Annotated in this window: 12 protein-coding genes; 11 read left to right on the forward strand and 1 reads right to left on the reverse strand. The window is 52.6% G+C overall.

The genetic code is table 11. The annotated features are described in order from the left end of the window. Positions 1-69: 69 nt before the first annotated feature. From ftsY to D6029_RS18055, 5 genes are all read left to right on the forward strand, one after another. Positions 70-1,665 carry a signal recognition particle-docking protein FtsY gene (gene ftsY / locus D6029_RS18035; protein ID WP_120066117.1) on the forward strand — a complete coding sequence of 532 codons (1,596 nt, stop codon included), beginning with the start codon at positions 70-72 and terminating at the stop codon, positions 1,663-1,665. Positions 1,666-1,667: 2 nt separating this feature from the next. Next, positions 1,668-2,336 (forward strand): cell division ATP-binding protein FtsE, encoded by a 669-nt coding sequence (gene ftsE, locus D6029_RS18040; protein ID WP_120066118.1) that lies wholly within the window; start codon positions 1,668-1,670, stop codon positions 2,334-2,336. Next, positions 2,329-3,384, forward strand: a complete 1,056-nt coding sequence (ftsX, locus tag D6029_RS18045; protein WP_120066129.1) for a permease-like cell division protein FtsX — start codon at positions 2,329-2,331, stop codon at positions 3,382-3,384. The genes ftsE and ftsX overlap by 8 nt, the downstream gene beginning before the upstream one ends. Positions 3,385-3,641: 257 nt before the next feature. Beyond that, positions 3,642-4,496 carry an RNA polymerase sigma factor RpoH gene (gene rpoH / locus D6029_RS18050; RefSeq protein WP_034499532.1) on the forward strand — a complete coding sequence of 285 codons (855 nt, stop codon included), beginning with the start codon at positions 3,642-3,644 and terminating at the stop codon, positions 4,494-4,496. 222 nt (positions 4,497-4,718) lie between these two features. Further along, positions 4,719-5,822, forward strand: coding sequence for a branched-chain amino acid ABC transporter substrate-binding protein (locus D6029_RS18055; RefSeq protein ID WP_120066119.1), 1,104 nt, complete (start codon positions 4,719-4,721; stop codon positions 5,820-5,822). Between the two features lie 94 nt (positions 5,823-5,916). Here the strand turns inward: D6029_RS18055 and panM are convergent, their stop codons facing one another. Beyond that, positions 5,917-6,297, reverse strand: coding sequence for an aspartate 1-decarboxylase autocleavage activator PanM (gene panM, locus D6029_RS18060; protein WP_120066120.1), 381 nt, complete (start codon positions 6,295-6,297; stop codon positions 5,917-5,919). A gap of 415 nt (positions 6,298-6,712) precedes the next feature. Here panM and livK point away from each other — a divergent pair, with 415 nt between their 5' ends. The 6 genes from livK (at position 6,713) to ugpB (ending at position 13,104) form a co-directional block, all read left to right on the forward strand. Further along, positions 6,713-7,822, forward strand: coding sequence for a high-affinity branched-chain amino acid ABC transporter substrate-binding protein LivK (gene livK, locus D6029_RS18065; RefSeq protein WP_120066121.1), 1,110 nt, complete (start codon positions 6,713-6,715; stop codon positions 7,820-7,822). 71 nt (positions 7,823-7,893) lie between these two features. Continuing rightward, complete coding sequence (gene livH, locus D6029_RS18070; protein WP_120066122.1) at positions 7,894-8,820, forward strand: high-affinity branched-chain amino acid ABC transporter permease LivH; 927 nt, start codon at positions 7,894-7,896, stop codon at positions 8,818-8,820. Continuing rightward, on the forward strand, positions 8,817-10,103 hold the full coding sequence (locus tag D6029_RS18075) for a high-affinity branched-chain amino acid ABC transporter permease LivM (protein WP_120066123.1): 1,287 nt from the start codon (positions 8,817-8,819) through the stop codon (positions 10,101-10,103). Before livH ends, D6029_RS18075 begins: the two co-directional genes overlap by 4 nt. Continuing rightward, on the forward strand, positions 10,100-10,867 hold the full coding sequence (gene livG / locus D6029_RS18080; RefSeq protein WP_120066124.1) for a high-affinity branched-chain amino acid ABC transporter ATP-binding protein LivG: 768 nt from the start codon (positions 10,100-10,102) through the stop codon (positions 10,865-10,867). Before D6029_RS18075 ends, livG begins: the two co-directional genes overlap by 4 nt. 1 nt (position 10,868) lies before the next feature. Next, a complete protein-coding gene (gene livF, locus D6029_RS18085) occupies positions 10,869-11,582 on the forward strand; it encodes a high-affinity branched-chain amino acid ABC transporter ATP-binding protein LivF (protein WP_120066125.1) in 714 nt (237 codons plus the stop codon). Between the two features lie 202 nt (positions 11,583-11,784). Then, complete coding sequence (gene ugpB / locus D6029_RS18090; RefSeq protein WP_064514633.1) at positions 11,785-13,104, forward strand: sn-glycerol-3-phosphate ABC transporter substrate-binding protein UgpB; 1,320 nt, start codon at positions 11,785-11,787, stop codon at positions 13,102-13,104. Positions 13,105-13,253: the final 149 nt, after the last annotated feature.

Below are 13,253 nucleotides of genomic sequence, written 5' to 3' on the forward strand. Positions count from 1 at the left end.
ATTTTCAGTGCCCGTGGCAAGCCGAATCGGGCCTGTGCCATGAATTAACAGCGAGGAGTGTGTTCGCAAATGGCGAAAGAGAAAAAACGTGGCTTTTTTTCATGGCTAGGCTTTGGCCAGAAAGAGCAGGCTTCTGAACAAGAAACAGAACAAAAATTAGCTGAAGAACAACCGGTTGCGGAAGAAGTTGTTGAGCAGAATATTGAAGCTGAACAGCCGCAAGCGATTGAAGAAACTGCACAGCCAGAAGAGACTAAGCCTGAAATTCAGCCAGAAATTCTGACTGAAGAAGAGCCTGTCGCGCATGTTTTACGTGATGAGCCAGAAGTCTTCGCAGAAGAAATTGTTGAAGTCACCGAAAAGCTTGTTGAGAGCGAAGCGGCGGCGGTCGAACCAGAAATTATTCCGGAACCGGAACCCGTCGTTACAGAACCCGAACCTGTTGTTAATGAACCTGTTGTTAATGAACCTGAAGTTAGCGCGCAAGTTGTCGTAGAACACGAAGAATTGCCAATTCCGGAAGAGTTAGCTCCAGAAGCTGAAACGCAGCCAGAAGAGTGGCAGCCGGAAGTCGAGCCTGTTGTTGCCGAAGCCGAAGAAGTCGTTGTCCTTGAAGAAGTACAGGTTGAAGAAGTGCTGGTTGAAGAAACTCCGGTTGCTGCGGCTATCGTCGAAGAACCGGAAGAAACGCCAGCAGAAGAAATCCAGCAAGAACAACCTCAGCAAGAACAAGAGCGCCCAACCAAAGAAGGTTTCTTCGCCCGCCTCAAACGCAGCCTGGTTAAAACCAAACAGAACCTCGGTTCCGGATTTATCAGTCTGTTCCGCGGCAAGAAAATCGACGATGATCTGTTTGAAGAACTTGAAGAGCAGTTGCTGATTGCCGATGTTGGCGTTGAAACCACGCGTAAAATCATCGCCAATCTGACAGAAGGCGCGAGCCGTAAAGATCTGCGTGATGCGGAAGCGTTATACGGTCTGCTGAAAGAAGAGATGGGCGAAATCCTGGCGAAAGTCGATGAGCCGCTGAAAGTCGAAGGGAAAACCCCGTTTGTTATCCTGATGGTTGGCGTCAACGGCGTGGGTAAAACCACCACCATCGGTAAAATGGCTCGTCAGTTCCAGCAGGAAGGCAAATCCGTCATGCTGGCAGCGGGCGATACGTTCCGTGCCGCAGCGGTTGAGCAATTGCAGGTTTGGGGCCAGCGCAATGATATTCCAGTGATTGCGCAGCATACCGGTGCGGATTCCGCATCCGTCATTTTCGATGCCATTCAGGCGGCGAAAGCGCGCAATGTCGATGTTCTTCTGGCGGATACCGCCGGGCGTTTACAGAACAAAGCGCACTTGATGGAAGAGTTGAAGAAAATCGTCCGCGTCATGAAAAAGCTGGACGTCGATGCACCGCATGAAGTTATGCTCACTCTCGATGCGAGCACTGGGCAAAATGCGATTAGCCAGGCTAAATTGTTCCATGAAGCCGTTGGATTGACAGGCATTACGCTAACCAAACTGGATGGTACAGCCAAAGGCGGCGTGATTTTCTCCGTTGCCGATCAGTTTGGTATTCCGATTCGCTACATTGGCGTCGGCGAGCGTATTGAGGACTTGCGTCCGTTTAATGCGGGCGATTTTATTGAGGCACTTTTTGCCCGAGAGGATTAACCATGATTCGCTTTGAACACGTTAGTAAGGCCTATCTCGGTGGGAGACAAGCGTTGCAGGGAGTCACCTTCCATATGCAACCTGGCGAGATGGCTTTTCTGACCGGCCACTCAGGCGCGGGGAAAAGTACCCTGCTCAAGCTTATCTGCGGTATTGAGCGGCCAAGCGCCGGGAAGATCTCTTTTAGCGGCCATGATATTAGCCGCCTCAAGAGCCGCGAAGTGCCGTTCCTGCGTCGCCAGATTGGGATGATCTTCCAGGATCACCATTTGTTGATGGACAGAACCGTGTACGACAACGTGGCGATCCCGCTGATCATCGCGGGTGCCAGCGGTGAAGACATTCGCCGCCGCGTGTCAGCGGCGCTGGATAAGGTCGGCCTGCTCGATAAAGCGAAAAACCTCCCGATCCAACTCTCTGGCGGTGAACAACAGCGCGTGGGTATTGCCCGCGCGGTGGTGAATAAGCCCGCTGTTTTGCTGGCGGATGAACCCACTGGTAACCTCGACGATGCGCTCTCAGAAGGGATTTTGCGTCTGTTCGAAGAGTTTAACCGTGTAGGCGTAACGGTTCTGATGGCAACGCACGACATGAGCCTGATATCCCGCCGTAATTATCGCATGTTGACGTTAAGTGACGGCCATTTGCATGGAGGCCTGGCAGGTGAATAAACGCAGCGCGCTCAATCACATAAAGCGTTTCAGCAACAAGCTGGATAAAATCAACTCGCTGAATAAGTTAGGGGATTTAGGCCGCTCGGTGAAAAAACGCGGCAAAGGACCTCAATCGAAAAGCAAATCCCTTAAAGGTGGCGTGAACGAACAGTTCCGTTACGCCTGGCAGGGGGCTTTACAGGACTTACGCAGCAAGCCGATAGCCACATTTTTGACGGTGATGGTTATCGCCATTTCCCTGACGCTGCCTAGCGTGTGCTACATGGTTTACAAAAACGTAAACCAGGCCGCCACCCAATATTACCCTTCGCCGCAAATCACCGTTTACCTCGATAAAGCGCTGGACGACAACGCCGCGCAGCAAGTGGTAGGCGCGATTCAAGCGGAAGAGGGCGTTGATAAAGTTAACTATTTATCCCGTGATGAAGCGCTGGGCGAATTCCGCAACTGGTCGGGCTTTGGCGGCGCGCTGGATATGCTGGAAGAAAACCCGCTGCCAGCCGTTGCGGTGGTGAATCCGAAACTCGATTTCCAAACCACCGACCACCTGAACACTTTGCGCGATCGCGTAGCGCGTATTAACGGTGTTGATGAAGTGCGCATGGATGACAGCTGGTTTGCGCGTCTTGCCTCGCTGACCGGCCTTGTGGGGCGTGTTGCCGCCATGATTGGCGTGCTGATGGTTGCCGCTGTATTCCTGGTGATCGGTAACAGTGTGCGCTTGAGCATTTTTGCCCGCCGCGACACCATCAACGTGCAGAAACTCATTGGTGCAACGGATGGATTTATTCTGCGCCCATTCTTGTACGGCGGTGCGTTGTTAGGTTTTAGCGGTGCGTTTTTGTCGCTGATTTTGACTGAAATTCTGGTGTGGCGCTTATCATCTGCGGTCACTCAAGTGGCGCAAGTGTTTGGCACTAAGTTCGATTTGACGGGCTTAGGTTTCGACGAATGTCTGCTGTTGCTGCTGGTGGCATCAATGAGCGGCTGGTTGGCTGCGTGGATTGCAACAGTACAACATTTACGTCGTTTTACCCCAGAGTAAAAATTTTTTGATATACTAGTCCCCTGCTACTGAAGTACCTATCAGCAGGGGACTCGCTCCCACCTCGGTTAGTGTTTCTCCTGCCAAGTTTCATAGCTCTGTCACATTTTGTGTGCAATCTATGCACAGCTTTACACGGAACTTGTGGATAACATCACTGTCTGAGTTTACTGTGAGTGGTACGGTTTGGCGCTTGACGTGGAGTCAGGTGTGCACTGTGTAGCAACCTGTACGTTAGTCTCTAAGAGAGGGTTTGAATGACCAAAGAAATGCAAAATTTAGCTTTAGCCCCTGTTGGTAACCTGGAATCTTATATCCGGGCCGCTAACTCCTGGCCGATGTTGACGGCTGAGGAAGAGAAGGAGCTTGCTGAAAAGCTGCATTACCAGGGCGATCTGGAAGCAGCGAAAAGGCTGATCCTGTCTCACCTGCGCTTTGTTGTTCATATCGCTCGTAATTACTCGGGCTATGGCTTGCCGCAGGCTGACTTGATTCAGGAAGGTAATATCGGCCTGATGAAAGCGGTGCGCCGCTTTAACCCGGAAGTGGGTGTCCGTCTGGTGTCGTTCGCCGTTCACTGGATCAAAGCTGAAATTCACGAATACGTTCTGCGTAACTGGCGTATTGTGAAAGTGGCAACCACTAAAGCACAACGTAAGTTGTTCTTTAACCTGCGTAAAACTAAACAACGTCTGGGTTGGTTCAACCAGGACGAAGTTGAAATGGTCGCCAACGAGCTGGGTGTTTCCAGCAAAGATGTCCGTGAGATGGAATCTCGCATGGCGGCGCAGGACATGACGTTCGACATGGGCAACGACGACGATTCAGACAGCGCGCCAATGGCACCAGTGCTATTCTTGCAGGATAAGTCTTCTAACTTTGCCGACGGCATTGAAGATGACAACTGGGAATCGCACGCCGCTGATAAACTCAGCGATGCCATGTTAGGTCTGGATGAACGTAGCCAGGATATTATCCGTGCCCGTTGGCTCGACGAAGACAACAAGAGCACGCTGCAAGAACTGGCTGACCGTTATGGCGTTTCCGCCGAGCGTGTGCGCCAGCTTGAAAAGAACGCGATGAAAAAACTGCGCATGGCCATCGAAGCGTAAGTTCTTTCGTCAGATAAAAAACCGCCTTCCGGGGCGGTTTTTTTATGCCTGTCACTTTCCCATTCTTATTGTGAAAAAATTGTTATTCCAAAAACCGCAAATTCGGGTATGTTTTTAACTCTGAGTGCGGCGAAGGCACACGCGGTATTCGTAAATCAAAAATAAAACCGTGCCAAAACAACACAACAAATACCAATCACAACAAGAATGGGGATTCTCAGGATGAACATGAAGGGCAAAGCGTTATTGGCTGGTTGTATTGCACTTGCGATGAGCAACGCAGCATTTGCGAAGGATATCAAAGTCGCGGTCGTTGGGGCGATGTCTGGCCCGGTTGCGCAGTATGGCGACCAGGAATTTACCGGTGCAGAACAAGCGGTTGCAGATATTAATGCCAAAGGCGGCATCAAAGGTGACAAACTGGTTATCACCAAATATGACGATGCTTGTGACCCGAAACAAGCGGTAGCCGTCGCCAACAAAGTGGTTAACGATGGCATCAAATACGTGATCGGCCATCTGTGTTCTTCTTCCACTCAGCCTGCGTCTGATATCTACGAAGACGAAGGTATTCTGATGATCACTCCTGCGGCGACAGCGCCAGAACTGACTTCCCGTGGTTACAAATTGACGATGCGCACCACCGGCCTGGACTCTGATCAAGGCCCAACTGCGGCGAAATACATCCTTGACCATGTGAAACCGAAAAACATCGCGGTTATCCATGACAAACAACAGTACGGCGAAGGCCTGGCGCGTTCCGTTCAGGACAACCTGAAAAAAGGCGGCGCGAACGTGGTGTTCTTTGACGGTATTACCGCAGGCGAGAAAGATTTCTCCACGCTGGTCGCGCGTCTGAAGAAAGAAAACATCGACTTCGTTTACTACGGTGGCTATCACCCGGAAATGGGCCAGATCCTGCGTCAGTCTCGTGCGGCAGGTCTGAAAACTCAGTTCATGGGCCCAGAAGGTGTGGCGAACGTTTCACTGTCTAACATCGCTGGCGAATCTGCCGAAGGCCTGTTAGTGACTAAGCCTAAGAACTACGACCAGGTTCCTGCGAACAAACCAGTTGTAGATGCAATCAAAGCCAAGAAACAAGATCCAAGCGGCGCGTTTGTGTGGACCACTTACGCAGCGTTGCAATCGCTGGCGGCTGGCCTGAACAAGTCAGAAGAGCCTGCTGAAATCGCTAAATATCTGAAAGGCGCAACGGTTGAAACCGTAATGGGGCCATTGAGCTGGGATGAGAAAGGCGACCTGAAAGGCTTTGAGTTCGGCGTGTTTACGTGGCATGCGAACGGCACTGCGACTGACGCTAAATAAGTTTTAACCCCCTCACCCTAACCCTCTCCCCCAGGAGAGGGGATCGCTCGGTTTTCTCCCTCTCCCGTGGGAGAGGGCCGGGGTGAGGGCAATTTTATTTACCCCAACCCCCACTCTGAACCCTAAACCCTACCGCTTGCATAAATTCATTCATCACGTCGCGGTCATCTACTCCCGCGTCGCTCATCCACCATCCGGTGATTTCCGGGTTATCACGAATCATTTCTTCGACTAAATATTGCCCCACGCCCCGGCGGCGGGTGATTTCGCGCACCCGCAACGAATCCAGCGCTCCCTCCGTTCCTGCCAGCGTGACGCGCACCGCGCCCAGCAGTCGGTCGTTAAATTTTGCAGCATAAATTCTGTGGCTCTCACTAAGCGTAAGCGAAGCGCTGGAATATTCCGGCCAGATCTTAGCGAGATCGATTTCATCCTGGGCACTACACTCAAACAGACGAATGATGGTGAGTTTCATAAGCGAGCTAACCAAAAAGCGGGAAAACACCGAGTGTAACCAATTTATTTGCGCCAGACGCTTTCTCTTTTATCTGTCATATCCCAGACGATTAATTTTTACGTCAAACATATGCCAGCTCGATAAATGGCAGATTGAAAAATGGTCAGTATAAAACGCTAAATCCTAGTGATTTATTCCGCTCTTTGTATCGCTATTTTATGCTGAAAAAGCTGCTTTTTTTTGTTTAACTCTAAGCAAATACAGAATAATATCTTTGCTTAATAGCCTGAAAAATAGAGAGTTTAGCCTTAAAAATTGTAAATTTTAACGCTAAGCCCTTAAAGGCGCTCATAAAAATGGTTAAAGGCTAAAAAGCGCGCAGTTTGTTTTTTCGCCAAAATAAAACCACAAATCACGAACAGGAATTGGATCTATGAAAATGAACGCGAAGACATTACTCGCTGGGGTTATTGCGCTGGCGGTGTCTCACGCGGCAACAGCAGCTGATATCAAAGTTGCGGTTGTTGGTGCCATGTCTGGCCCGGTCGCGCAGTGGGGCGACATGGAATTTAACGGTGCTCGCCAGGCGATCAAAGACATCAACGCTAAAGGCGGCATCAAAGGTGACAAACTTGTCGCGGTTGAATATGACGATGCTTGTGACCCGAAACAAGCCGTTGCGGTTGCCAACAAAATCATTAACGACGGTGTGCGCTATGTTATCGGCCACCTCTGCTCCTCTTCAACTCAGCCCGCGTCTGATATCTACGAAGACGAAGGCATCCTGATGATCACCCCGGGTGCGACTAACCCGGAGCTGACTGCTCGCGGCTACAAAATGATTATGCGTACCGCTGGCCTGGATTCTTCCCAGGGCCCGACGGCATCTAAATACATTCTGGAAACCGTTAAGCCGCAGCGCATCGCTATCATTCATGATAAGCAGCAATACGGTGAAGGCCTGGCGCGTTCTGTACAGGACGGCCTGAAAAAAGGCGGCGCGAACATCGTCTTCTTCGACGGCATCACCGCGGGCGATAAAGACTTCTCCACGCTGGTGGCGCGTCTGCAAAAAGAAAATATCGACTTCGTTTACTACGGCGGCTACTACCCGGAAATGGGCCAGATCCTGCGCCAGGCGCGTGCTGTTGGCCTGAAAACTCAGTTCATGGGGCCAGAAGGTGTGGGTAACGCTTCGCTGTCCAACATCGCGGGCAAAGCGGGCGAAGGCATGTTAGTGACTATGCCAAAACGCTATGACCAGGATCCAGCGAACAAAGTTATCGTTGACGAGCTGAAAGCTGAGAAGAAAGACCCGAGTGGCCCATATGTGTGGATCACTTACGCCGCGGTGCAGTCCCTGGCGACAGCACTTGAGCGCACCGGCAGCGAAGAGCCTGCTGATTTAGTCAAAGATTTGAAAGCAAACGGTGCGAAAACCGTGATTGGGCCGCTGAACTGGGATGAGAAAGGCGATCTGAAGGGATTTGATTTTGGAGTCTTCCAGTGGCATGCCGACGGTTCGTCTTCAGTGGCGAAATAGTAGCGGCAATTCTGGGTCATCCCTCCTCTCCGGCGGCTATGCGTCGGAGGGGGAATAAATAAGGTTATTGTATGTCCGAGCAGTTCCTCTACTTCCTGCAACAGATGTTTAACGGCGTCACGCTGGGCAGTACTTACGCGCTGATTGCCATCGGTTACACCATGGTTTACGGCATTATCGGCATGATCAACTTCGCCCACGGCGAGGTGTATATGATCGGCAGCTACGTCTCGTTCATGATCATCGCCGCACTGATGATGCTGGGCATTGATGTGGGCTGGATGCTGGTCGGTGCTGGCTTTATTGGCGCAATTATCATCGCAAGCGCCTACGGCTGGAGTATTGAACGCGTCGCTTATAAACCGGTGCGTAACTCTAAACGTCTGATTGCCCTGATCTCTGCCATCGGGATGTCCATCTTCCTGCAAAACTACGTCAGCCTGACGGAAGGTTCGCGCGATATCGCGCTGCCAAGCCTGTTCAACGGCCAGTGGGTAGTCGGTTCTAGCGAAAGCTTCACCGCAACCATCACGACGATGCAGTTGGTGATTTGGGTGGTGACGTTCCTTGCCATGCTCGCGTTGACGCTTTTCATCCGCTATTCCCGCATGGGCCGTGCCTGCCGTGCGTGTGCAGAAGATTTGAAAATGGCGAGTCTGCTCGGCATTAACACTGACCGCGTAATCTCCCTGACGTTCGTAATTGGTGCGGCAATGGCCGCAGTGGCGGGCGTCTTGCTCGGCCAATTCTACGGCGTAATCAACCCGTACATCGGCTTTATGGCCGGGATGAAAGCCTTCACCGCAGCGGTTCTTGGCGGTATCGGCAGCATTCCTGGTGCGATGATTGGCGGCCTGATTTTAGGTGTCGCAGAAGCGCTGACCTCGGCTTATCTGAGCACTGAATATAAAGATGTTGTCTCCTTTGCTCTGCTCATCGTGGTGCTGTTGGTTATGCCAACCGGTATCCTGGGCCGTCCGGAGGTAGAAAAAGTATGAAACCGATGCATGTTGTTCTTGCGCTGCTTTCAGCGGCGATATTTTTCGTGCTGGCGGGCGTCTTTATGGGCGTTCAGCTGAGTCTCGATGGCACTAAACTTGTGGTACACAGCGCCGAAACCGTGCGCTGGGAATGGGTTCTGATTGGCACGGCGATTGTCTTCGTCTTCCAGTTATTGCGACCTGCATTCCAGAAAGGCATGAAAAAAGTCTCCGGGCCGAAGTTTGTGCTGCCTGCGTTAGACGGTTCCACACCTAAACAAAAACTGTTCCTGCTGGCGTTGCTGGTGCTTGCCGTGGCTTGGCCGTTTGTGGTTTCGCGCGGTACGGTCGACATCGCCACGCTAACCATGATTTACATCATCTTAGGCCTCGGCCTGAACGTGGTGGTCGGTTTGTCCGGCTTGCTGGTTCTGGGCTACGGCGGTTTCTATGCCATTGGCGCGTACACCTTTGCGCTGCTGAACCACTATTACGGCCTGGGTTTCTGGACTTGCCTGCCAATCGCGGGACTGGTTTCGGCGGCGGCAGGCTTCCTGCTCGGCTTCCCGGTCTTGCGTCTGCGAGGTGACTACCTGGCGATTGTGACGCTGGGTTTCGGTGAAATAGTCCGTATCCTGCTGCTTAACAACACCGAAATCACTGGTGGCCCGAACGGCATCAGCCAGATTCCAAAGCCAACCCTGTTTGGCCTGGAGTTCAGCCGTAGCGCGCGTGAGGGCGGTTGGGACACCTTCAGCAACTTCTTTAACGTCGCGTATAACCCCGGCGACAGGATTATCTTCCTCTACCTGGTCGCGCTTTTGCTGGTTGTGTTGTCGCTGTTTGTGATTAACCGTTTGCTGCGTATGCCGCTGGGTCGTGCGTGGGAAGCGCTGCGTGAAGATGAAATTGCCTGCCGTTCATTGGGCCTGAACCCAACACGCATCAAGCTGACCGCATTCACCATCAGCGCCGCGTTTGCAGGCTTCGCCGGTACGCTGTTCGCCGCACGCCAGGGCTTTGTCAGCCCGGAATCCTTCACCTTCGCCGAATCGGCCTTCGTACTGGCGATTGTGGTGCTGGGTGGGATGGGCTCGCAGTTTGCCGTTATCCTCGCCGCCGTGCTGCTGGTGGTTTCACGCGAATTGATGCGTGACTTGAACGAATACAGCATGTTGGTGCTCGGTGGCTTGATGGTGCTGATGATGATTTGGCGTCCGCAAGGCCTGCTGCCAATGACGCGCCCGCAGTTGAAGCTGAAAAAAGAGAAAGTGGAACAAATCAAAGGAGAGCAGGCATGAGTCAGCCATTGTTATCCGTAGACGGCCTGATGATGCGTTTCGGCGGCCTGCTCGCCGTAAACAATGTTTCTCTGGAACTGCATCCGCAAGAAATTGTTTCGTTAATCGGCCCCAACGGTGCCGGTAAAACCACCGTTTTTAACTGCCTGACCGGTTTCTACAAACCGACAGGCGGCACGATTATGTTGCGCGACCAACACCTTGAAGGGCTGCCAGGGCAACAAATCGCGCGTATGGGCGTGGTGCGGACTTTCCAGCACGTGCGTCTGTTCCGCGAAATGACGGTCATTGAAAACCTGCTGGTCGCCCAGCATATGCAGCTCAAAACCGGCGTGTTCTCCGGTTTGCTGAAAACGCCTGCTTTCCGCCGTTCACAAAGCGAAGCGCTCGACCGCGCGGCGACCTGGCTGGATCGCATTGGTTTGCTTGAGCAGGCTAACCGCCAGGCGAGCAACCTCGCGTATGGCGATCAACGCCGTCTTGAAATTGCACGCTGCATGGTGACTCTGCCGGAAATTTTGATGCTGGACGAACCGGCTGCTGGCCTTAACCCGAAAGAAACGCATGAGCTCGATGAGTTAATCATGGAGTTGCGTAACCATCACAACACCACCGTGCTGTTAATCGAACACGACATGAAACTGGTGATGGGCATTTCTGACAGGATTTACGTGGTAAACCAGGGGACGCCGCTTGCGAACGGCACACCGGAGCAAATCCGTAATAACCCTGACGTAATCCGTGCCTATTTGGGAGAGGCGTAAGATGGAAAATATCATGTTGTCCTTTGACCATGTGAGCGCCCACTACGGAAAAATCCAGGCGCTTCATGAAGTCAGTCTGCACATCAAACAGGGCGAAATCGTCACCCTGATTGGCGCGAACGGCGCGGGTAAAACCACGCTGCTCGGAACACTGTGCGGCGACCCGCGCGCGTCCAGCGGCAAAATTACTTTTGATGGCAAAGACATTACCGACTGGCACACCGCGCGCATCATGCGTGAAGCGGTCGCGATTGTGCCGGAAGGCCGCCGCGTTTTTTCCCGCATGACAGTGGAAGAAAACCTGGCAATGGGCGGATTCTTCGCCGAGCGCGACCAGTATCACGAACGCATCCAACGCGTTTACGAACTGTTCCCGCGCCTGCATGAGCGCCGCATCCAACGTGCGGGCACCATGTCCGGCGGTGAACAGCAGATGCTGGCGATTGGCCGTGCGCTGATGAGCCAGCCGCGCCTGCTGCTGTTGGATGAGCCGTCGCTCGGCCTTGCGCCAATCATCATTCAGCAGATTTTCGACACCATTGAGCAACTGCGCAGCGAAGGCATGACCATCTTCCTCGTCGAGCAAAACGCCAACCAGGCGCTGAAACTCGCCGACCGTGGCTACGTGCTGGAAAACGGCCACGTCGTTCTGGAAGATACCGGCGACGCACTGCTGGCGAACGAAGCGGTACGCAGCGCCTATCTCGGCGGGTAAATTATCGCTTGAATATGAAGGAGCCTTTTTGGCTCCTTTTTTTATGACATTTTTCCGTCGGTCATAATTCCTTCACTTCATCGTAACGATCCTGTCACCTCCCGGTTATTTTTCTGTCATTCGCGCATGTCATGTTTTGATGCGAACAAAAACGCGTGTTTTCGCGCAGTTAACTAATGACTAACCCGCAGGGAAATAAGACATGACGGCATCATTACGACACACAGCAATTTGCCTGGCGCTTGGATGCGTATTTAGCAGTAGCGCCATCGCTGCCACCTCCATTCCATTCTGGCACTCGATGGAAGGCGAACTGGGCAAAGAAGTCGATTCGCTGGCTCAACGTTTTAACCAGACGCATCCTGACTACAAAATTGTCCCGGTTTATAAAGGCAACTACGAACAAAACCTGGCGGCAGGGATTGCGGCTTTCCGTTCGGGCAACGCGCCCGCGATTTTGCAGGTTTATGAAGTCGGCACCGCGACCATGATGGCCTCGAAGGCAATCAAACCGGTCTACGAAGTGTTTAACGATGCGGGTATTAAGTTCGACGAATCCCAGTTTGTGCCGACGGTTTCCGGGTACTACACCGATGCGAAAACCGGGCATCTGCTTTCCCAGCCGTTTAACAGCTCCACGCCAGTTTTGTATTACAACAAAGACGCCTTTAAGAAAGCCGGCCTGAACCCGGACCAGCCACCAAAAACCTGGCAGGATCTGGCTGAATACACCGCCAAACTGAAAGCGGCAGGTATGAAGTGCGGCTACGCCAGCGGCTGGCAGGGCTGGATTCAAATTGAAAACTTCAGTGCCTGGAATGGCCTGCCGGTTGCCACCAAAAACAATGGTTTCGATGGCACTGATGCGGTTCTGGAATTCAACAAGCCTGAGCAAGTCAAACACATCGCGCTGCTGGAAGAGTTGAACAAGAAGGGCGATTTCAGTTATTTCGGTCGTAAAGACGAATCCACCGAGAAGTTCTACAACGGCGATTGCGCGATTACCACCGCCTCGTCGGGCTCGCTGGCTGATATCCGCCACTACGCCAAATTCAACTACGGCGTGGGCATGATGCCTTACGATTCAACCATTCCAAACGCGCCGCAAAACGCCATTATCGGCGGGGCGAGTTTGTGGGTGATGCAGGGCAAAGACGCGGCGACTTACAAAGGCGTTGCCGAGTTTATGCAGTTCCTTGCGCAGCCTGAAATCGCCGCCGAATGGCACCAGAAAACCGGTTATCTACCGATCACCAAAGCCGCTTACGACCTGACGCGTGAACAAGGCTTCTACGAGAAAAATCCAGGGGCTGACATCGCCACGCGCCAGATGATGAACAAGCCACCATTGCCGTTCACCAAAGGTCTGCGTCTGGGCAACATGCCGCAGATTCGTACCATTGTGGATGAAGAACTGGAATCGGTATGGACCGGTAAGAAAACCCCTCAGCAAGCGTTAGACAGCGCGGTTGAGCGTGGTAATCAACTGCTGCGTCGCTTCGAGCAATCGACTAAGTCCTGATAAACAACCCTCACCCTAACCCTCTCCCTGAGGGAGAGGGAACTTTCTTTCCTCCCTCTGCTGAGGGAGAGGGAACTTCCTTTCCTCCCTCTGCTGGGGGAGAGGGGACTTCCTTTTCTCCCTCTCCTGGGGGAGAGGGCTGGGGTGAG

The organism is Buttiauxella izardii, from assembly GCF_003601925.1.
In the GTDB taxonomy this organism is placed as follows: domain Bacteria; phylum Pseudomonadota; class Gammaproteobacteria; order Enterobacterales; family Enterobacteriaceae; genus Buttiauxella; species Buttiauxella izardii.